Source organism: Streptomyces sp. NBC_01217, from assembly GCF_035994185.1.
Classification (GTDB): Bacteria; Actinomycetota; Actinomycetes; order Streptomycetales; family Streptomycetaceae; genus Streptomyces.
Genome location: NZ_CP108538.1, coordinates 5,833,237 through 5,853,811 on the forward strand (window position 1 = coordinate 5,833,237; position 20,575 = coordinate 5,853,811).

Below are 20,575 nucleotides of genomic sequence, written 5' to 3' on the forward strand. Positions count from 1 at the left end.
ACCGCCGGTATGGCTCCTTCGCGTACCGCCGGCGCGGCCGTCCGGACCTGAGGCTGGAACGGTGAGAACCGATGATGGTAGGCCCGGACTGCCTGCGGAGGGCAGGCGGTCCGCAGGCAGTCCGCAGAACGCTCGTAGACCCCGGTCGAAAGCCAACGCAAGGCAACGCCAGAGTGCCTGGTCAGAGCCGTGATCGGCGCTCCACCGCAGGTCAGATTCGACCTGGATACGTTCCGCTTCAACGTGTAGCGGGCGCGATGCGGTACGTCACTGATCTGGTAAAGAGGCAGGCCAGAAGGGGCCCGGCTCTTCCGAGTCGGGGCCCCTGGGTTTTCCCCCGTCGCTCCATCAGGGCACCTGGTGAAGTAAGATTCAATCTACGTAAGAATCTATCTACGTTAATTGTGTCCAGGGGTACGTCGTGGAGTTTCAAGGTCGGGCCGGAGATCTTGAGCTGCTGGCTGAGCAGTACCGGACAGTGGCAGAGGCGGTTGGAGGCACTCGGGGGCGGGCTGTGATCATGACGGGCCGGCGCCGAGTAGGGAAGTCGCGACTGGTCCAGGAGTTCTGCGACCGCTCGGGAGCGCCGTACGTGGTGTTTCAGGCCACCCGTGGGCGCAACCCTGTGACGGAGCGCGCCGACTTTGCCGCGACGCTCGCGCAGTCGCTACTGCCTGGGGCGGAGCTGGTCGCCGGCCTCCAGGCGCAGGACTGGAACCAGGCCCTGCGCTCTCTGGCGCTCGCGGTACCCGATGACTCGCCCAGCATCGCGGTGATCGACGAGGTGCCCTGGCTCGTCGAGCAGGATCAGGAATTCGAGGGCGCACTCCAAACTGTCTGGGACCGTCATTTGTCTTCCAAGCCCGTGCTTCTGCTGCTGGTTGGCAGCGATACATCGGTGATGGAGGCACTGCAGTCGTACGGACGCCCGTTCTTCGGCCGGGCAGCGAAAATGACCGTCCACCCCCTGAACCTGGCCGACGTACAGGCCATGACCGGGCTCGACGCCGCCGAAGCTGTCGACGCCCAGTTGATCACTGGCGGATTCCCCGAGATCGTGCAGTCATGGCGGCCGGGAATGGGGCGTACAGCCTTCTTGCAGGCGTCGGTCGCCAATCCTCTCTCGCCCCTGCTGGTGGCCGGCGAGCTGTCCCTGCTGGGCGAATTCCCCGAGGCTTCGCACTCACGGGCCGTGCTGGAAGCGGTTGGCAGTGGTGAGCGCACGTTCAGCGCAATCGCAGCCCAGGCCGGCGGCGCCAGCGCTCTGCCGTCCGGCACGCTCTCCCCGTTGCTGGCCATGCTGCAGGCCAAGCGAGTCCTGGCCGCTGATCTCCCCCTGTCGGTCAAGCCGGACAGCAAGAACAAGCGCTACCGGATCGCCGACCCGTATCTGCGGTTCTGGCTGGCGTTCCTGGCACGCGCGATCCCACTCATCGAGCGAGGCCGCGGTGACTTGGCGCTGGAACGCATCGAGCGGTCATGGACCAGTTGGCGCGGGCGAGCGGTCGAGCCACTGATCCGCGAGTCCTTGCTGCGTCTGATGCCCAATGATGAGTGGCCCGAGACCGAGGCGATCGGCGGTTGGTGGAACCGTCAGAACAACCCCGAGATCGACCTCATCGGTGCAGACCGCGAGCCGGTGGCCCGGCAGGTGTCCTTCGTCGGGTCGGTCAAGTGGCTGGAGACCCAGCCCTTCGGCCGTCATGAGTACGACGCCTTGGTGCGCGACGTGCTCGCCGTCCCCGGTACCACCTCGGATACTCCACTGGTCGCGGTCTCCCGCTGTGGGGTGACCGATGATCTGCCGCTCACCGCGCACTGGGGGCCGGAGGACCTCGTACGGGCGTGGCAGCCCCGATAGCCGCGAAGTCCGGGATCTCTCACGTCGTGAACGATCCGGCGGAGCCCCGCACGGGAGCATCGTCAGCAATGCGCTCCGACTCGCACCTTGCGAGATGAGCGCAGCGACGAGGTCTACCTCGGCCGGATCGGCTCCACTGCCTCAACACCCGTATCTTGAGGACCGTCGGCACCAGAACGCGCCCTCCATGCGCTCTGGTCACGGCCAGGATCTGAGGTACGGACCCAGGTCTGCCTCCCGCACACCCGGTCCCGTGGAAGCGGAGACAGGACGCCCGCAACTCGCGCGCAATCGGTTCCTCGTCGCCATGACCCGTGCCCGCGGCCCCCTTCCTGGGGAGTGTGGGCCTGCCCGGGAGGGGGCACACCGGGTGTCGATCCGTCGGCAGGCCGTGGCGTGGCGGGGCGATGCCCGCGGCAGTCCCGGCCGTGATGATGGCCACGGCGTGGGGATGATGCCTCCGTCCAGCGCGCCGTGGCGGATGCGCCGTGTCAGGGCGAGCTGTTCGCGCAGCAGGCGCTCGTGTTCGTCCAGTTGCCGCACCGTCCGCCGGCGCCCCTGGTGGGGAATTCCGCTGGTCCGGATCGAGGAACAGCCGAGGCGGGCGGGACCGCACGGAGGGGCCGGTGCCCGGTGCGCGGATGCGCACGGGGGCACCGGCCCCTCGCGGTGTCACTTCAGGCCGAAGGCCCGGGTGACGGTCTGGGTGATGCCGCCGCCGTTGCGCTGCTTGGCGGTGACTCGGATGGATACGTAGTCGGCCCGGTGCGGCGCGTTCAGGGACGCCTGCCAGGTGCCCTTCTTCTTCCTCAGGTCCTGCCGCTGCCAGGTGGCCCCGTCATCGTAGGAGACCTCGAGCCTGACCGAGGAGACCGCGTCCTGGGCCGAGTTGCTGCGGGGAACCTCGGGTGTGATGGAGAAGTCCGAGTTGCGCTTCGCCCGCCCCGCGGGGTCCAGGTCGGTTTCGTAATCCAGCTGGACCAGCGGGACGGACGTGGCCTGTACCTCCTCAGGGGCACCGGAGGCAAAGCTCCACTCGGTGCGGGTGGTGGTGGAGTAGGGGCCGAACCCGGCGTCACTCTTGGTATCGACGGCCAGCCGGTACGGCAGTTTCTGCGGTTCCAGGTCCCAGACGTCGAGTGAGGGCGCGTCTTGGCTTCTGCGTTGCGCCAGTAGCTTGTCACCCTGATAGAGCGAGAACGTCCCCGACATCGAGCCGGCATAGCCGTTGTGCGCGGATCCTCCGTCGCCGGCGGGTCCCGTGATGAAGAGGCTCATGCCGTACTCGCCACGGGACGGGATCTCGGCGCTGGTCAGGCGTGGCCGTGTGATGGGGCCGAACCATCGGTCCTTCTGCACGCTGCCCGGCTTGTAGGTCCGCACGTCGGTGTTGGACGACCAGTTGTCGATTCTTGCGTACTGCTGCCACTTGACGCCGGCTCCGGCGGAGACCCAGTCGGTCCGCCGCCCCGGGGTGACCAGCTCCGTCGGGAACCGTGCGACCCGGACCATCCCGTACACAGCGTGCGGGTTGGCGGCCGGCCCGTATTCGTACGCCGGACTGTCCTCCCGGCTCTCGGTGATCTGCTCACCAGTGGGCGGGGCGAAGTCGAGGTCGATCCGGGCGAGGCTGCCGGGGTCCGTTGCGGCCGAGGGGTCCTTGGGCACCCCTCCGTGGTGGTAGTCGACCAGGTCGTACAGGTACTTCGGCGCGGGGTGGGCCTCAACTGCCAGCCGTACCGCCTTCTTTCCTGCGGCGTTGATCTTCTTGATCAACGCCTCTCCCTCGTCCAGGGTGAGCGAGGCGACCGGGATCTGTCCGGTTGTCCCGCCGTCGGGGTTGCCGTACCAGTCGCTCCTCCGGCCGTCGCCGTCGTTGACCACCAGGAGCATCGCCGCACCGGCGGCGTGAGCCGCGGCCGCCTGATCCGTGGGAATCGCGGTGGCGTCGGCGCGTACGACCACGGCCTTGCCTCGGGCCGACAGGCCGGTGTAGTCGGCCTGGGAGCCGGTACCGGCGAAGACGGCGTCCAGGCGTGAGGTGCCGTCCGGCAGCAGCGGGGAGCCGGGCTGCACAACCAGGGTGTCATCGAGGCTGTGTCCGCCGTAGGTGATCTTCAGTGGAGTCTGCTTGGCACGGATCCGGGTGGTGAAGACGAAGCTGCCCTTCTTGACCTTGCCCTTGGTCGGGAGGGCCCACAGGCTGTCGTAGGTGGCGGAGGGCCAGAAGATCTCGTGCAGAGCCTGCTGGTCGTTGGGCGTGGGCTCGCTGGAGGTGAAAGAGCGGTAGACGTCGATCCTGCTGTTGACAACGGTGGTCGGCTTGGGAGTCGCCACCTTCACCTGGCGTATTCCCGAGGCGTCGAGTTCGAGGTCCCGGTCGGTCGTCAGATCGAACTCGGGAACGGTCAGCACCGCGAATCCGAGGGAGTGGGGTCCGTGCAGACCTTCCACATCCACCGTGGCGACGGCCGTGTAGGAACCAGGGGCCCAGCGGCTGGTGAGCGTCCCGTCCTGGACCCATTTGTCGGTTGTTTTTCCGTCGGCGCCCGTTATCTCGACGTCGCCGCTGATGGGGCGGCCGGTTTGGTCCTTCAGGTGGATGGTGAGGTCGTACTTCTCGGATTCGACGGAGACCCCTACGGCTGTGTGCACCTCACCGGTCGCATAGTCTGCGGTGACCTGGGCGGCGTACTGGCCCGGAGCCAGCCCGTTCGGGTCCACCACGATGTCGACCGTCGAGGATCCGTGCGCCGGCACGGTGACGCTGTCGGCGGCGGGCGTGAACACCCCCGCGGGCGAGTCGCCGTGGTCGGCCGAGAGATCCAGCGTGACGGCCCTGTCCGTTGCGTTGGTGTAGGTGATCTTCCGCGTGATCTGCTTCCGCTGCTGGTCGGTCGACCAGGCAACGAGCCCCGCGTCCACCGATCCGGTCGCGATGACCTGGTCCTGGTGGTAAGCGGCGGCCACGTTCACCCGACCGGTGCCGGCCTGGTAGGGGCTGTAGTCGGGAGTCGGCACGCTGGTGCTCATCAGAGCGTCCTTGATCCGCTGCCCGGTCCACTCGGGGTGCTTCTGGGCCAGCAGGACCGCTGCCCCGGCGACGTGGGGCGCCGCCATGGAGGTACCGCTGTCCGAACGGTAGTAGCCTTCGCCGCCGTCGTTCATGTACTGCGAGCGTGCGGCCAGCACGTCCACGCCGGGAGCGGTCAGATCCGGCTTGAGGCCGTCGTCGTTCGTACGTGGTCCGGCAGCGGAGAAATCGGCGAGGTGGTCGGACGAGTCCACTGCCCCGACGGTGAGCGCGGCGTCCGCGGTGCCCGGCGCGGTCACGCTGTAGGGGCCGTTTCCGGTGTTGCCCGCGGCGATGACGAAGAGCGCACCGGTCTCGGCGCTCAGCTGGTTGACCGCCTGGCTCAGCGGGTCGTCCTGGGTGCGCCAGACCGGTGTGCCCAGACTCATGTTGATCACCTTGGCGTGCTCGGTCCGTGCCGCCCACTCCATGCCCGCGATGATCCCCGATATCGGCCCGGATCCGTCGTTGCCCAGAACCTTGCCCACCAGCAGATCGGCGTCAGGGGCGACTCCCCGCTCCTTGCCGTCGGAGGCGGCGCCGGTACCGGCGACGGTGGAGGCGGTGTGGGTTCCATGGCCGGCCCGGTCGATGGCGTCTTCGCCGCGGACGAAGTTCCGGGACCCCACAATGCGGTTCACCAGGTCCGGATGGGTGGGGTCCACCCCGGTGTCCAGTACCGCGACCCGGACCCCGGTCCCCGTGCCTCCCGCGGCCCAGGCCGCGGGAGCGCCGATCTGGGAGGTGCTGTCGGCGAGGGCCTCCTGCGCCTTGCTGTCGAGCCACACCTTGTCGACACCGTCGATGAAGGACGGCGCGGCATCCGCGGCTCCACTGCTCCGTGCCGTCGGCGGCGGGGATTTCTGCTGTTCGGTGCCGGTGAGGGCGGACCAGAAGGCGGCGGATTTCGACCGCTGGGCCCGGACCGCCTCTCCGTGGACGGACGGAAGGCTCAGGGTGGTCTTCGCTCCCGGCAGGTCCACGCCGGGCGGCTGGGCGGGCGAACCCTTGGCGGCGCCGGACCTGAGGGCGGTTGAGTCCTTCGTGTGGGTGACGATCAGCGGTAGTTCGCTGCTGTGCGCGTCGTCGTAGCCCTGGGCCATCAACTCGGTGACGTCGAAGAGTTGCTTGTCGAGCCGGTCGGTCGCGATGTAGGCCATGGCCTCGTCGGGGTACACATAGGTGTCCCCGTCCTCGATGGCGGTGCGTACCGAACCGGTTGCGCCCGGCGGGCGCTTGATGGCATCCACCGAGCGGACTGATCCGTCAGGTCCCGGAGTCACCGTCACCTTGTCGCCGGTGATCAGCGTCACGGTGACAGGTGCACCGCGTGGGCCGTCCGTCGCAGTCGTCGCAGGCGGTAGCGGCGGGGCGGCGCCGTGGGCCTGCACAGGGGGGATCAGCGTGGCGACGAAGGCGGCACCGATCAACACGGCGGATCTTCGGGTGAGCGAGAGCTTCACATTGCCTCCAGGGTCGGCGAACGGCGAATCTGATGACTAACATATGGATGGAACATGTCAAGATCGTCAACTGCCTGTAACGCGCCGCCATGTCCGGCCCGGCTGCCTGCCCTGTCGGCGGATCGGGCACAGATACCTGTCCATGGGGGGTTCTCGTCCGCGAAATGCTCAGGCTGACGGCTGACCTGGACGTGCCGTGGAACGACATTGTGTTGGAGCTCGGGGGATCACCCCTGCTCAGCCGTTGTGGTGACTCATGTGACTACGGGTCAGGCGGAGACAGTCCCTGCGCCTGCCGGTCAGTCGCCGAACATTCCGGCGTACGGGTCCGGCTCGCCCGTCCACGGGTCCAGACCGGCCTTCAACAGGCGCTGGTACTCACGCTGGTTCAGGAAGGCGGCTTGGTGCTTGCCCCAAAGAGACAGGTCACTCAAGGGGCAGTCGGCGAAGTCCGCCCGCAGCACGTGCACGAGGAACTCCACCATCCCGCAGTCGTAACGACTCCACAGATTGTCGCCCCTGCTGCGAACAAGGACCGGCCACGACTCCGGATTGTCACCTGAGGCGTCCCAGCACAGGAGGTCCGAGCTGGAGTCCAGCCCCCATGCGATCAGCTCGGGGGCCGTATCGACCAGATCGGCCGACTTCGGTTCTCCGGTCCAGGCACTCTCGGCATTCGCCGTCTCCATGAGCATGCCGCCGGGACCAGGCTCGGCCCCTCTCGGTTCGGGCTTGAGGACGCTCAAGCAGTCCTCGATCGTCCCGGCTCCGTACGCCTCGATGAAGTGCCGGAAATCCGACGGGAACTCCCTGCCCCACGACTCGCTCATCCGTGCCCAGTCGACCGACGTGTCGCTTTGGGTCGTGGGCGGCATCAGCTGCCGAAGTGTCTCCAGTACTGCTATGTCAGTCACCGCTTTCCGTGAGCTGGACAGATCGTGTGATCGCCAGTCTGTCCTGGTGGTCGAACCCGTCCGCCCCGACGGGCGCCCGGCCGCCGAGCCGGCTTTGCTGCGCGGCGAGTTGGCGGCTGCTCCGGTCCACGAGGTGGCGAGGGGCGCCACCGTGAAGTCCGACGCCGGCGCCCCTGGTCGGCAAGCGGTTTGAGCATCGGCTGGAAGACGGAGTCCTCCTCATCGGGAACGTGCGGGAGGACGCCGTCGGGGACGGTGCGGGCGGCGGTGGTGAGGAGGCGGTCCAGGACTTCCCGCTCGGTGGCCGGGGGGAGCCGGAGGGCGGCGAGGAGGCGGTCGCGGACGGTGGCGTGGTCCGGGTGGTCGTCGATGTAGTCGGAGTTGAGAGCCGGGGGACGGAAGCCGGCCAGGGCGTCGTGCCAGGACGGGAGGGCGATGACGAGGGTCAGGGCCTCGGCGAGGGACTCGGCGATCAGGGAGGCCTGGCCCTCGGAGTCGGTGTAGAGGACGGGGCGGGGGCCGCCGGGGGCGGCCGGGCCGCAGAGGTAGTGGGTGCCGCCCGCGTTGCAGCCTGCGACGGGCTCCACCGGGAGGCCGTTGGGCAGGGCGATCGGGTCGGTGCGGGCGAGGTCGAACTCGCCGTCGCAGGCCAGGTAGGAGGCCACCTCGGGATGCGCGGCGATCCTGCGGAGCAGGGCGTTGTCCGAGAGGGCGGCCGGATTGAGGGCTGCGGTGATCGCAGGGGCGAGGGGGTGCCCGGCGAGGACGTGGCGAATGGCGTCGAGGGGGACGGGGCGCTCGTAGTAGTCCTCGAAGTGGGCCTGGACGGCCTCGGGGGAGCGGTCGGTGAGGAGAGGGAAGAGGAAGCCTGAGCCGTCCGGGTCCTCGCTGCCGGAGGGGAAGGTGATGGACGAGCCGGTGCGCCAGGCGATGTCGCCGGTCTCCCGCCACAGACAGGCGGTGACACGTGGGGCGTCGATCCCCTCGTCACGGAAGGCGGGTTCGTCCAGGAGCGGGCGCAGCGCGGTGGGCACTTCGTCGATGACACCGGGCCAGACCTGCTCGTCGTCCGTCGCGTACGGACTCATCTCCGACTCGTGGTCGAAGCCGCGTATGAGCACGCCGGACGGGGTGAAGAGGACGGAGAAGTCGTCCCCCGAGCCGTTCTCCATCAATGCTGCCTCTTCGCCCAATGCTGCCTCTTCGCCGGAGCCCCAGGCGGCGTCGAAGGTGTAACAGCAGAACCGCGGATCGTCGCCGATCGTGACGTCCAGGACAGCCAATGCGCGCAGATGGACGCGGAGTTCGGCAGGGTCGGGGAGGAGGGCGGCGGCCTCGTGCACAGTGCTCATGACCCCATGGAAGCGGCCGCCACTGACAATCCGGCCTGCCGGTCCGGACAGCGGCGTCGCTGCCTCCGGCGGATTCCGGCCGACTGCACCGTGACTCACAGGCGGCGGCGTTCGGGCGCTGCTCCAGAGGTACGCGGCAAGAGGCGCGAGGGCCTTGCCCGGCACGCCCGACAACCCGGCCGATCCGGGGGACAGCGAGTCCTGCAACGGCTCGGGCCCGACCACTCGGAGTGGGGCGATGCGTAAGCGCCCCCCGGAGGCCGGTGCGCCAGTGGTCAGGAAGGGGCGCCGGCCAGGATTTCCACCTTTCCGGTGTCGAGGGAGTAGTAGGCGCCGACCACGGCGAGGGTGCCCTTCTTCACGAGCGGGGCCAGATCCTGGTTGGAGCGGAGGTCGGCCGCGGTCAGCTCGACCTGGGCGCGGGCCATGGCCTCGACCGGGTCGGCGCCGCCTTCGCGGGCCGCTTGCTCGTACGCCGGACGCAGGGCCTTGGCGATCGCCTCCAGGTTGCCCGGGAGCGGTTTGTCGTCACGGACGGACTTGTACGCCGCCTCGACGGCGCCGCAGCGCTGATGCCCGAGGACCACGACGAGCGGAGTGTCACTCGTCATGGGCCCGTACTCCACGGACCCCGTGACCACCGGACCGACCGCCTCACCGCCCGTGCGCATCACGTAGAGGTCACCCAGCCCGGTGTCGAAGAGGAGTTCCGGCGGCACCCGGGAGTCGATGCACGAGAGGATCGCCCCGAAAGGCTCCTGCTTCTGGGCTACGAACTCGCGCCGGTCCGGATCCCGGTCGGGGTGCCGAAGGTCTCCGCTCACCCAGCGCTTGTTGCCGTCCATCAGCCTCGCGAATGCCTCGGTGGGCGTGGCCGGCCGTGGTTCCGGTGAAGTGCCGCTCGTCACCGGGGTCGCGCTCGTCGATGAGCACCCCGCCAGTGCGACCGAGGCGACCACGAGTCCGCCGGCGAGCAGAGTTCTACGATCCGGATGTCCCGCTCTGTCCATGGGTGGTTCCCCTCAGTTCAGTCCGCAATTCAGTCCGCTGAGATGCGGCCGTACGTCTTGGCCAGGGCGATTGTTCAGCGTGGTGCGGGAGCCCGACGGCAGGCGCAAGCGGGCGCGGACCGCTTCGCCACCGACGGCCCACAGAACCGTTGGGCGCGTGCTGGTTTCTGGGGGGCGCGTGGCGGGAGAGGCGGCGGATTCGGCTGCCCCGGCGTGCTGATCGGGCCGCCCCCGTGCGCTCGCCCTTTCAGGTGACTGACTGTCAGGATGCTTGTGTCATATTCCATTCGTATGGGTGACTTGAGTAACCGAACCGGTGGGCCGCCCATCCCTCTCCGGGGGAGCGCGGCACCGTTCTGTTCGCCGGCCGTCCACGCATGACGGACCTCGGCATCGATTGCTCCGAACGACCGCGATGGGCGCCCCCGAAGAGGACTTGGATCCGACCAGTCGCCCTGCCGAGCAACGGCAGGGCTGATGCGGCAGCCCTCGGCCTCTGTATGGGAGCGGTGCGCGAGCCATTCGCGCACACCGAGTACCTCGTCATCCAGGTCATGAGCGCAGCCGCCACGGCGTCCGGGGCCGGCGGCCCGCTCCATGGCCCATCACAGTTCCGAGCACCCTGCGCGGTGTCGGCCGCTGACGGTGCCTTCCCCCAGAAGGCACCCCTCGGACGCTTCCGTGAGTGCGTCCAGCGGCGTACCCACGGAAGCGGTCGAGCAGGAGGTGGGCGAGGACAGTCGGGCCGGGCAGCGGCCCGGCGGTCCACGTCATGCCATGGGTCATGGTACGGACCCGGCTCGGAGTCAACTCCCGTATTCGAGAGTTCAGTTCAAACACACGGAGGACGATCATGCCAATCAGTCCGAACCAGGGCTCCACCGGTGGCGGTACCGCCGTCACCATCACGGGCACCAACCTCACGGGCACCACTGCTGTGCTGTTCGGCACCAAGCCGGCCACCGCCGTCACCAACGTGTCGCCCACCCAGGTCACCGCTGTCTCGCCGTCCGGCTCCGGCACGGCCGGCGTCACGGTGGTCACCCCGGGTGGAACCAGCAACCCGCTGCCGTTCTTCTACGTCGGCGCCCCGTTCAAGTCCGGTCTGAGCGTGGACTCGGGCGCCACCGCGGGCGGCAACACCGTCGTCATCAGCGGCACCGGCCTGTCCACCGCGACGGGAGTGTCCTTCGGGGCCAACAGCGTCGTGCCGACGATCCTGTCGGACAGCCAGGTCAGTGTCGTCGTGCCCGCGGGGGCGGCAGCCGGGCCGGTGAGCGTCAGTGTGACGACTGCCGGAGGCACCAACAACGGTCTGTCGTACACGTACATCGACGCCCCGACCATCACCGGGCTCACTCCGGCCTCCGGACCGACGACCGGTGGAACGGCGGTGACCATCACGGGTACCAACCTGACCTCGACGAGCCAGGTCACGTTCGACGACGTGCCGGCACCGTTCGCGGTCATCAACGCGACGACGGTGTCCGCCGTCACCCCGCCCGGCGCCGTCGGTGCGGTCGACGTCGGCCTCACCAACCCCGCGGGCACGGCCACGGACGTCGGCGCCTTCACCTACGCGACAGGCCCCGGCATCTGATCCCGATCCGCCACGGCTGCGGTACCGGCCGCCGACGCGCCACAACGCCCGGCGCCGGTACCGCCTCCGGACGGACGGTGTCCGCCCCGGTCCGGGACATTTCGCGCCCGACCGGGCGCGGAACCCGCTCGGCATCACTCGCTCGTCGCCGCCCGGCCAGGAGGTCCGGGCGGCGTCCCGATGCCCCCATTCCGATTCTCGCATTTTGACCTTCGCATCCCGTCCACAACGTCCCGATCACAACGCCCCGACAGGAGAACGGCTGTGGAGAGCTCCGACAGCTCGATGCCCCACGCTACGCAATCGTCGACGGCTGCGGCGGCCCCCGTAATCACCACGAGCACCTCTCTCTCGGGGGCCGCCGGAACGGCTGTCACACTGACCGGCACCGGATTCCCCGACGCGACCGCGGTCACCTTCGGTGGTACTCCCTCCGCTTCGTTCACCGTGGTGTCCGACACCGAGATCACCGCGGTCGCCCCGGCCGGTGCGGGCACCGGCCAGATCGTGGTGACCACGCCCGACGGAACGAGCAACGGCATCGGTTTCACCTACCTTCTCGCCGCGCCCGCGATCATTTCCATCGCTCCCAACCAGGGGTCGGTCGAAGGCGGGAACACGGTCGCGCTGACCGGAACCGACTTCACCGGCGCCACCTCGGTTCACTTCGGTACCGTGGCCGCCGCGTTCATCGCCCTCTCCAACACGCAGGCCGTGGCGATCGCCCCCGCCGCGCCCGCCGGCACCGTGAATGTCACGATCGCCACCTCGGGCGGCACCAGTGCCGGGGTCCCCTATACGTACGTCGCCGCTCCGGTTCTGGGCAGTGTGACTCCGGCCCAGGGGCCGGTCGCGGGCGGGAACAGCGTCACCCTGTCCGGGACCGGCTTCACCGGAACGACTTCCGTTCGCTTCGGCGTGAACGAGGCGACTTCGTTCACCTTCGTCTCGGCCACTCAACTCACCGCGGATGTTCCCACCGCCGGCCCGGGTCCGGTTGCCGTCACGGTCACCGCGCCCGGGGGTACCAGCGGCCAGGCCGTCCCCTACTACTACATCGGCGCGCCGCTTCTGACCGGTGTCGTCGCCGGATCCGGGCCGGTGGGCGGTAACAACGCCGTGACGCTGACCGGTGTGAATCTCCTCCAAGTCACGGCGGTCCGCTTCGGCGTGACGGCGGCGTCCACCTACAACATTCTCTCGGCCACGGAGATCAGAGTGGTGGTGCCGGCCGGTGTCGCCGGCACCGTCCCGGTCACCGTCATCACACCCGGTGGCACGAGCACCAGTGTGGCCTACCTCTATCTGGGTGCCCCGACCGTCGCCAGTCTGGTGCCCAACCAGGGGCCGTCGGCGGGCGGGAACACGTTGACGGTCAACGGCGTCGGACTGACGTACACCACCACAGTGCTGTTCGGGAGCGTGCCGGCCGCCTTCACCGTGGTCTCCGACACCCAGCTGACAGTCACGGCACCGACCGGTGCGCCGGGCGTGGTCACCGTCAGGGTGGCCACCCCCGGTGGCACCACTATCGGCATTCCTTACACCCGAATCGGCCCGCCCGGCATCTGAGCAGTCCGGCTCATGGACAATCGCGGCCATGAGCGATGAGTCGGTACGTGACTACCTGGCGGCCGTCGAGAGCCGGCTGACGGCCGACGGCTGTGCACCGCGTTGGGAGGACTGGAGCGGGGTTCCCGTGCTCGTCGGGCGGCGGGCCGATTTCCGGATGCGGTGGGCGGCCACCAATCTGCATCTGTTCACCGTGGCCGCCGCCGTGCCCGAGGTCACCGTGCCGGTCATCGACACGTTTACGACGCAGGTGCTCGCGTACGCCAAGAAGAACAAGGGCGGGCTGCCTGTGGGGATGCAGACCGGCGTCGCGGCCTTTCCCGTTCTGGTCGGTGGCTGGGTCCATCCGGACGCGATGGCGTGGGCGCAGGAGAAGCAACGCAATCAGTCCGCCTGCTTCGCGCGGCCGGTCGTCGTCGACAGTGCGCAGGCCCATGTGGGCATGTACCGGGGGAAGCCCGCGCTGGGGCGGGCGTATGCCTCGCATCTGATCGAGAAGGGGGACAGGTACTTTCAGCCGTTGGGCTGAGCGGCCGGGTTCCGGGGTTTCCCGGGTGCTTCTTGCGGGGGCTCCATGCGGCCCAGCCAGGCGGTCAGGAGTATCTCGAGCTGTGCCGCCTCCTCCCGCGACAGGGTGTTCAGGAGGCGGCGTTCATTGCGCATGTGTTCGGTGAAAGCCTGGTCGATCAGGTCCCGTCCCGCGTGGGTGAGTGCGACCACCCGGCCCCGGCCGTCGCCCGCCGAGCGGCGGCGGGTGACGAGCCCGTCCCGTTCCAGACGGTCGATCCGCTTGGTCATCGCCCCCGTGGTGACCATGGTGTGCACCGCCAGCTCCCCCGGGGCCCGTTCGTACGGCTCTCCCGCGCGGCGCAGCGCCGCCAGCACATCGAACTCGCCCTCGCCCAGGCCGAACCGCCGGTAGACCACGCAGAGTTCCTCCGTGAGCAGGCCGGCCAGGCGGTGGAGTCTGCCGATCACTCCCTGGGGGCTCACATCGAGGTCCGGTCGTTCCCCGGCCCACTCGGACTGGATGCGGGCGATGTGGTCAGGGGGCGAGGAGGTGTGCGGGGTGCGCGGGGCGGATTTCGGCTCCATGGATTCACTGTAGCCGCTTTAGCTTCCTCGGAAGGTATATTGACTTCCATGGAAGCTACTTTGCGATGGGTCCTGATCACGGCGATCGCACCCGTCGCCTGGGGCACGAACTACTTCGTCACCCACGCCTACCTGCCCGCCGGTCACCCCCTGTACGGGGCCGCGATCAGGGCCCTGCCGGCCGGGCTGCTGCTCCTGGCCGTGCGACGGGAACGGCCGCGCGGCTCCTGGTGGTGGAAGTCCCCGGTCCTCGGGGCCCTCAACATGGGCGGGTTCTTCGCCCTGGTCTACGTAGCCGCCCAACTGCTCCCGACCAGCACCGCGTCGACGGTCATGGCGACCTCGCCACTGGTGATGATGCTGATCGCCTGGGCGCTGCTCGCCGAGCGCCCGCGCCTGCTGCCGCTGGCCGGTGCCGCCGTCGGGCTCGGCGGGGTGTCGCTCATGCTGCTCAGCGGTACGGCATCGGCCGACACGCGCGGAGTGCTCGCCTCCGTCGCCGCGATGCTCATGTCGTCCCTCGGCTATGTCCTGGCCAAGCGGTGGGGCAAGGACGTCGATGTGCTCGCCTCGACCGCCTGGCAACTGATCGCGGGAGGATTGCTGTTGCTGCCCTTCGCCGTTTTCGTGGAGGGCGCGCCGCCCGCGCTCGACGGGCCGGCCGCTCTCGGATTCGGTTACGTCACCGTCGTGGCGACCGCGCTCGCCTTCGGCGCCTGGTTCGCGGGCCTGCGCCATCTGCCCGCCGCCACGGTCGGCCTGGTCGGACTGCTCAACCCGGTGGCGGGCGTACTGCTCGGCACGGTGATCGCCGGTGAGTCGCTCACCCTCAGGCAGCTCTGCGGGCTGGCCCTGGTGCTGGGCGGAATTCTCCTCGGACGGCCGGCGGGCGGGAGGCGGGCGGTCGGGCCGGTGAGTGGGCTCAGGGCTGCGTCACCCTCAACTCCCGTACGCCCACCGGCTTCTCCGCGTTCTCCGAAGTGACCGTCAGCCGCATCTGACGGGCCGTCACCCCTGATCCGTACGGACGCCAGTCCGTGCCGTTCACCGATGTCTCCAGGCTGTACGAGGCAGGGGGCACGTCCTCCCACTCCGGGGCGATCGATGTCACCGGGGCCGCGCGCCCCAGGTCCACCGTCAGTGCGCCCGTCGCGCCGTCCGGAGACCAGGACGTGGCCCGGCTGCCGTCCACCGCCGCGGCCGCGTACAGGCCGGGGGTCTCGGAGTTCGCCCCCGCCGGGCGGCAGCGGGCCGCGTTCGTCGTCCGGGCGAGGTCGGGACGGCGGGTGGGCAGGGCGAGCGTGCCCGCGAGGAGGCGGGGGCCGGTGGGGGTGTGGATGGTGAAGGGGGCGCCGGAGGCCAGCCGGACCGTCGTCGTCAGCGGGCCGATCGCGACGTCGTACGTGCGGCCCCGGTAGTGCAGGCCCGTCAGCGTGACGCCCCTGCCCAGCTGCGGCGGCAGCAACGGATCCAGCCGCACCCCGTCCTCCCGCAGCCGAAGGCCCGTCAGACCGTGCGTGAAGACCTGGAGGAAGCCGCCCTTCCCGGTGAGGAAGTCCTGGGCGGGGGAGCCCGACAACGGGTCCTGTGCGCCCGCCTTCGCGCCCCGGGCCTCGCTGAAGAGGGCGTACGGGCCGCGCATGAACGGGCGCACGGAGCGCTGGAGATAGGTGTACGTCGCGCAGCCGGGCTCACCGATCGCGGCCGCGGCGATCGCATGGACCGAGTCCGTCATCGCCGGGCCGTCCGGATCGGTGCGCGCGGCGTAGTAGTCGAGCGTGGCCGCCCGGGCGCCGGGCTCCATCGGCCATTCGAGCGGATAGATCAGCAGGACCGCATCGGCCTGTTTGATCGTCGAGCCGTTGTAGCCCGCGTACTGGAGGAAGAGCTTCCGCTTCGGGTCGTACGGGATGCGCAGACCGTTCGCGACCCGCGTCCACGCGTCCGGTGCCCGGTGGCCGAGCAACTGTGCCGCGCGGGTGGCGTTGCGCAGGGCCGTGGCGGCCACCGCGTTGGTGAAGACCCCGTCGGTGACACCGTTGCTGTACTCGTCGGGGCCCGCGACGTCCTTCACCGAATAGCTGCCGTCGGCGTTCGCGGTGGCCCGCGAGACCCAGAAGTCGGCGATCCCCCGGAGCAGCGGCCACCCGCGCCCGGCCAGCCAGGCGCGGTCCCCGGTCGCCAGGTAGTACTGCCAGACGGCGAGCGCGACATCGCCCTGGAGGTGGTTCTGGGTGAGGCAGTGCGGGGGGTTCCAGCTCTGGCACTCGGACCAGAGGTCGCCCTTGCTGGCGCTCGTCCACGGGTAGAACAGGCCCCGGAATCCCAGCTTCTGGGCATTGGTACGGGCGGCTGCGCGCGTGCGGTAGCGGTACTCGACGACCGAGCGGGCCGGCTCGGGGCGGGTGGCGAGCAGCGCCGGGTACATCCAGGTCTCGGCGTCCCAGAACACCAGGCCCGCGTAGTTGTCGCTGGTCAGGCCGGTCGGGGCGATGCTGTCGCGGGAGCCGGTCCGGGTGGGGGCGAGCAGTCCGTACTGCGCCGACCGCAGCCACTTCTGCAGCTCGGGACTGTCCGGTACGGAGATGTCCGCCGCCCAGACCCGTCGCCAGGCGGCGGCGTTGGCGGCGAGCACACCGGACCAGCCGCGCCGGGCCGCACGCCGGGACGCGTCGCGGGCGGTGGTGCGCGGGGCGGACGAGGTGAGCGCGGTGTCCACCCCGACGTACTTCTCGAAGGTGTACGTGCGGCCGTTGTGCACCCGGGCCGTGCTGTGCGTCGAAGCCGATCCGCCGTTGCCGGTGCGCATCGTCTGGACGATCGCGCCCGCCGTGTCGGTGCCCTGCGTGCGGAACGTTCCGTCGCCCTTCAGCGTGATCCGGCGTGCGCCCCGCGCGTCCAGGCGGCCGGTGACGGTCGCCGTACCGCTCCAGTGCGGTGTCATGCGCAGCCGCACGGCGCCGGTGTGCACGTCGGCGCGGTCGGCGAGCACCTCGTACGTCAGGTCCGTCGCGCGCCCGTCGGCCGTCGTCCAGCGCAGTGACGTACGCACCAGGCCGCAGCGCAGGAACAGCGTCCGGCGGTAGTGCGAGATCCGGCCCGGGGGCGTGTCGGAGCCGTAGGTCTCCTTGCCGACGCGTACGTCGAGTGTGGTCCAGCTCGGCAGCGCGGCGATCACCTCGCGGCCGGCGGCGAGGCCCTTCTCGCGCCCGAACAGGCCGGAGACGAACGCGCCGTCGTAGCGCGGGGTGTACAGCGGCCAGCCGGTCTTCTCACCCGACGCGGCATATCCGGCGCCCGCGGCGGGCACTCGGTGGGCCAGATACCCGTTGCCGACATAGGGGTCGTAACCGTCGGCCGCACCGAAGCGGGTGGAGACCGGCGCCCAGGAGGGGTCGGTGTCCCGGCCGCAGGCCGTGGGCGAGGGCGGGAGGGGAGCGGCGGCGTACGAGAGGGGCGGCAGCGGCGCGATGAGCGCGCCCGAGACCGCGAGCAGGGATGTGAGGGACGTGAGAGACGTGAGGAGACAGACGCGCGAGAGGCTCACCGTACGACGGTAGGGACGCGCGAGCCGGGCGGCGCCGCGCGCCGCGCGGCGTGCGGGTGAACCGCGGGGCCGAGGAGGAAGGTCCGTGGTGCGCGTGGTCGAAGACCCGCCCCGTCAGGCCGCGAGGCCCGTTTTGAGGCCTGCGCCGCACAGGGGGACGACGATGTCACGGTCCGTCCGGTCGCCGACCGCCGCCCAGCAGGCGACGCCCGTCGTCTCCACGTAGAACCCGCGGGCGGCCAGGTCCAGCTGGGCCGCGCGGATCTGATCCTCGGTCACCGTCAGGAACGTGCCGCCCGATTCCCGTACCGCCGCCAGGATGGCCCGGGCGCGCGGCGGGCGGGGGATGGCGATGCCCTCGGCGAGGGTGGGGGCGGTACGGGAACCGGGCGCGGCGTCGAGCAGCCCGTCCGCCTCCGCGCGAAATGCGGCGGCCAGCGGGGACACGGCCTCGGCCTGTACGGCGATCAGCGCCGGGCGCTCGTCGATCAGCCCCTGGGCGTGGAGTTCGGCGGTGGCCAGGGCCGCGCCGAGGAGGAGGGTGCCGTTGCCGACCGGTACGGCGATGGCGTCCGGGAGACGGCCGCCGAGGTCCTCCCACATCTCGTACACGTACGTCTTCGTGCCGTGCAGGAAGTACGGGTTGAAGATGTGCGAGGCGTAGAAGGTGCCGGGGGTGTCGGCGGCGGTGCGGGCGGCCAGCGCGGTGGCCTCGCGGTCGCCGGGGACGATCTCCAGGCGGGCGCCGTGGGCCCGGATCTGCTCGGTCTTCTTCGGGGACGTGCCCTCGGGGACGTACACAGTGCAGGGCAGCCCGGCCCGCGCGCAGTACGCGGCGACGGCCGTGCCCGCGTTGCCGCTGCTGTCCGCGACGACGCGCTCGGGCGAGAGCCGGCGGGCCAGTTCGGCGAGCATCACGGCGCCGCGGTCCTTGAAGGAGAGCGTCGGCATCAGGAAGTCGAGCTTGGCCGAGACCGTGCCGGTGAGCGGGACGAGCGGGGTGCGGCCCTCGCCGAGGGTGGTCATGGGCCCGGCGAGGGGCAGCGCCTCCTCGTAACGCCACAGTGAATTGACGCGTCCGGTCAGGGAATCGAGCGCGAGCGGCCCGGCGATCTCGAAATCGAGGTCCCAGGGGCCGCGGCAGACCGGGCAGCACCAGGTGAGGGAGCTGGTCTCGGCGCGGGTGCCGTCCTGCGGGCAGAGATACATGGCCATGCCCGTCAGCATGTCAGGCGCGTGGCGGCCGGATGGCAGAGGTATGGCATGCCTCAACGCACCCTTGTGCGATCCCCAAGGATCGGTCAATCTTTCGCTGTCGGCCGGGCCGTGGGCAGCGCGGAATCCGAAGCGATCGATTGACATGCCCATGATCTACGAGTCCACTCGGCTCCGCCCGGTTCGGCCTGCCCCACCTGCACTTCCCGTGGAACCCCCCACCAGCGCACCGCAATCGAGGAGGACCCCTCACATGTCAGTGATGCGTCATACCCCCCACGCGCGTCGAAGATTTGCCGCGGCCGGTGTCATAGCCGGTGCCGCCCTCGTGCTCTCCACCGCGGCGGCGTTCCCCGCCACCGCGGCCGGCACGGCGACGGAAGGCCGGATCGAGAACGCGGGTGCCCCGGGCGCCATCAGCAACAGCTACATCGTCACGCTCGACGAAGCGGCGGCCGACGCCGGCTCCGCGCAGGGCAGGGCCCTCGCCAAGGAGTACGGCGCCAAGATCAAGAGGACGTACCGCGCCGCACTCAACGGCTACGCGGTCCAGCTCTCCGAGGCGCAGGCGAAGAAGTTCGCCGCCGACCCCGCCGTCGAGTCCGTCGTGCAGAACCGGACCTTCACGATCTCCAGTACCCAGCCCTCGCCGCCCTCGTGGGGACTGGACCGGATCGATCAGAAGAGCCTTCCGCTGAACCAGAGTTACACCTACCCGGACACGGCGGGCCAGGGTGTCACCGCGTACATCATCGACACCGGTGTGCGGATCACCCACAGCGACTTCGGCGGCCGGGCCTCGTACGGCTACGACGCGGTCGACAACGACAACACCGCGCAGGACGGCAACGGCCACGGCACCCATGTGGCGGGCACGGTCGCGGGTACGGCTCACGGCGTCGCCAAGAAAGCGAAGATCGTCGCCGTCCGCGTCCTCGACAACGGCGGTTCCGGCACCACCGACGGGGTCGTCGCGGGCATCGACTGGGTGACGGCGAACGCCGTGAAGCCGGCCGTCGCCAACATGAGCCTGGGCGGTGGGGCGGACTCCGTGCTCGACGCCGCCGTACGGAGGTCGATCGCCTCCGGAGTCACCTACGCGGTGGCCGCGGGCAACGAGTCGACCAACGCCTCCACGAAGTCCCCGGCACGCGTCACCGAGGCCATCACCGTCGGCTCCACGACCAACACCGACGCCCGCTCCAGCTTCTCCAACTACGGCACCGTGCTGGACATCTTCGCCCCGGGCTCCTCGATCACCTCGACCTGGAACACCAGCGACAGCGCCACCAACACCATCTCCGGTACGTCGATGGCGTCCCCGCACGTCGCCGGTGCCGCGGCCCTCTACCTGGCCGACCACCCGAACGAGACCCCGGCGCAGGTCTCCGCCGGACTCGTCGCCGCGGCCAGCACCGGAGTGGTGACGAACCCGGGCACGGGCTCCCCGAACCGGCTGCTGAACGTCGGCTCCGGCACCGTCACACCGCCGGGCCCGCGGTTCGAGAACACGACGAGCTACACCATCAGCGACAACTCCACGGTCGAGTCGCCCGTCACCGTCACCGGTGTCAGCGGCAACGCGCCGGCCGCGCTGAGCGTGCCCGTCGACATCACGCACACCTACATCGGTGACCTGAAGATCGACCTCGTCGCGCCCGACGGTTCCGTCTACAACCTGAAGGCGTACGGGTCAGGCGGCAGCAGCGACAACGTGGTCACCACCTACTCGGTGAACGCCTCGTCGGAGGTGGCCAACGGCACCTGGAAGCTGCGGGTCAGTGACAACGCCGCGGCGGACACCGGGAGGATCAACTCCTGGGCGCTGCAGTTCTGAGTTCCGATGACGGATTGAGTGTGTGTGGGGCGACCG

Annotated in this window: 13 protein-coding genes; 6 read left to right on the plus strand and 7 right to left on the minus strand. The window is 69.8% G+C overall.

The window, feature by feature from the left end:
• Positions 1 to 421: 421 nt before the first annotated feature.
• Positions 422 to 1,861 carry an ATP-binding protein gene (locus OG507_RS26250; RefSeq protein ID WP_327369628.1) on the plus strand — a complete coding sequence of 480 codons (1,440 nt, stop codon included), beginning with the start codon at positions 422 to 424 and terminating at the stop codon, positions 1,859 to 1,861.
• Positions 1,862 to 2,533: 672 nt separating this feature from the next.
• Here the strand turns inward: OG507_RS26250 and OG507_RS26255 are convergent.
• From OG507_RS26255 to OG507_RS26270, 4 genes are all read right to left on the minus strand, one after another.
• Entirely contained in the window at positions 2,534 to 6,247 is a 3,714-nt protein-coding gene (locus OG507_RS26255) for a S8 family serine peptidase (protein ID WP_327369629.1), read from the minus strand.
• A 449-nt stretch (positions 6,248 to 6,696) separates the two neighbouring features.
• Positions 6,697 to 7,311 carry an SMI1/KNR4 family protein gene (locus tag OG507_RS26260; RefSeq protein ID WP_327369630.1) on the minus strand — a complete coding sequence of 205 codons (615 nt, stop codon included), beginning with the start codon at positions 7,309 to 7,311 and terminating at the stop codon, positions 6,697 to 6,699.
• Positions 7,308 to 8,663, minus strand: a complete 1,356-nt coding sequence (locus OG507_RS26265; protein ID WP_327369631.1) for a hypothetical protein — start codon at positions 8,661 to 8,663, stop codon at positions 7,308 to 7,310. Before OG507_RS26265 ends, OG507_RS26260 begins: the two co-directional genes overlap by 4 nt.
• A gap of 275 nt (positions 8,664 to 8,938) precedes the next feature.
• Positions 8,939 to 9,673: a carbonic anhydrase gene (locus OG507_RS26270; protein WP_327369632.1), complete on the minus strand. Its 735-nt coding sequence runs from the start codon at positions 9,671 to 9,673 to the stop codon at positions 8,939 to 8,941.
• Positions 9,674 to 10,526: 853 nt separating this feature from the next.
• Here OG507_RS26270 and OG507_RS26275 point away from each other — a divergent pair.
• From OG507_RS26275 to OG507_RS26285, 3 genes are all read left to right on the plus strand, one after another.
• The gene (locus OG507_RS26275; RefSeq protein WP_327369633.1) at positions 10,527 to 11,273 is read left to right on the plus strand and encodes an IPT/TIG domain-containing protein; all 747 of its coding nucleotides are present in this window, start codon (positions 10,527 to 10,529) and stop codon (positions 11,271 to 11,273) included.
• A 264-nt stretch (positions 11,274 to 11,537) separates the two neighbouring features.
• The gene (locus OG507_RS26280) at positions 11,538 to 12,845 is read left to right on the plus strand and encodes an IPT/TIG domain-containing protein (protein ID WP_327369634.1); all 1,308 of its coding nucleotides are present in this window, start codon (positions 11,538 to 11,540) and stop codon (positions 12,843 to 12,845) included.
• A gap of 28 nt (positions 12,846 to 12,873) precedes the next feature.
• Positions 12,874 to 13,374, plus strand: coding sequence for a levansucrase (locus OG507_RS26285; protein WP_327369635.1), 501 nt, complete (start codon positions 12,874 to 12,876; stop codon positions 13,372 to 13,374).
• Here OG507_RS26285 and OG507_RS26290 read toward each other — a convergent pair.
• Complete coding sequence (locus tag OG507_RS26290; RefSeq protein WP_327369636.1) at positions 13,359 to 13,940, minus strand: MarR family winged helix-turn-helix transcriptional regulator; 582 nt, start codon at positions 13,938 to 13,940, stop codon at positions 13,359 to 13,361. The two genes, OG507_RS26285 and OG507_RS26290, sit on opposite strands and share 16 nt — an antisense overlap.
• A 48-nt stretch (positions 13,941 to 13,988) precedes the next feature.
• Between OG507_RS26290 and OG507_RS26295 the strand changes: the two genes are divergently transcribed.
• Positions 13,989 to 14,924 carry a DMT family transporter gene (locus OG507_RS26295; protein WP_327369637.1) on the plus strand — a complete coding sequence of 312 codons (936 nt, stop codon included), beginning with the start codon at positions 13,989 to 13,991 and terminating at the stop codon, positions 14,922 to 14,924.
• Here OG507_RS26295 and OG507_RS26300 read toward each other — a convergent pair.
• Positions 14,863 to 17,487 (minus strand): discoidin domain-containing protein, encoded by a 2,625-nt coding sequence (locus OG507_RS26300; protein ID WP_327369638.1) that lies wholly within the window; start codon positions 17,485 to 17,487, stop codon positions 14,863 to 14,865. The genes OG507_RS26295 and OG507_RS26300 overlap by 62 nt on opposite strands.
• 114 nt (positions 17,488 to 17,601) lie before the next feature.
• Positions 17,602 to 18,702 (minus strand): threonine synthase, encoded by a 1,101-nt coding sequence (locus tag OG507_RS26305; RefSeq protein WP_327369639.1) that lies wholly within the window; start codon positions 18,700 to 18,702, stop codon positions 17,602 to 17,604.
• Between the two features lie 253 nt (positions 18,703 to 18,955).
• Here OG507_RS26305 and OG507_RS26310 point away from each other — a divergent pair, with 253 nt between their 5' ends.
• Complete coding sequence (locus OG507_RS26310) at positions 18,956 to 20,539, plus strand: S8 family peptidase (RefSeq protein WP_327369640.1); 1,584 nt, start codon at positions 18,956 to 18,958, stop codon at positions 20,537 to 20,539.
• Positions 20,540 to 20,575: the final 36 nt, after the last annotated feature.

Bases quoted from the DNA above. Each gene is read 5' to 3' on its own strand.
- OG507_RS26265 (WP_327369631.1), bottom strand. From the start codon at position 8,663: ATGAGCACTGTGCACGAGGCCGCCGCCCTCCTCCCCGACCCTGCCGAA.
- OG507_RS26270 (WP_327369632.1), bottom strand. From the start codon at position 9,673: ATGGACAGAGCGGGACATCCGGATCGTAGAACTCTGCTCGCCGGCGGA.
- OG507_RS26275 (WP_327369633.1), top strand. From the start codon at position 10,527: ATGCCAATCAGTCCGAACCAGGGCTCCACCGGTGGCGGTACCGCCGTC.
- OG507_RS26285 (WP_327369635.1), top strand. From the start codon at position 12,874: ATGAGCGATGAGTCGGTACGTGACTACCTGGCGGCCGTCGAGAGCCGG.
- OG507_RS26290 (WP_327369636.1), bottom strand. From the start codon at position 13,940: ATGGAGCCGAAATCCGCCCCGCGCACCCCGCACACCTCCTCGCCCCCT.
- OG507_RS26295 (WP_327369637.1), top strand. From the start codon at position 13,989: ATGGAAGCTACTTTGCGATGGGTCCTGATCACGGCGATCGCACCCGTC.
- OG507_RS26305 (WP_327369639.1), bottom strand. From the start codon at position 18,702: ATGGCCATGTATCTCTGCCCGCAGGACGGCACCCGCGCCGAGACCAGC.
- OG507_RS26310 (WP_327369640.1), top strand. From the start codon at position 18,956: ATGTCAGTGATGCGTCATACCCCCCACGCGCGTCGAAGATTTGCCGCG.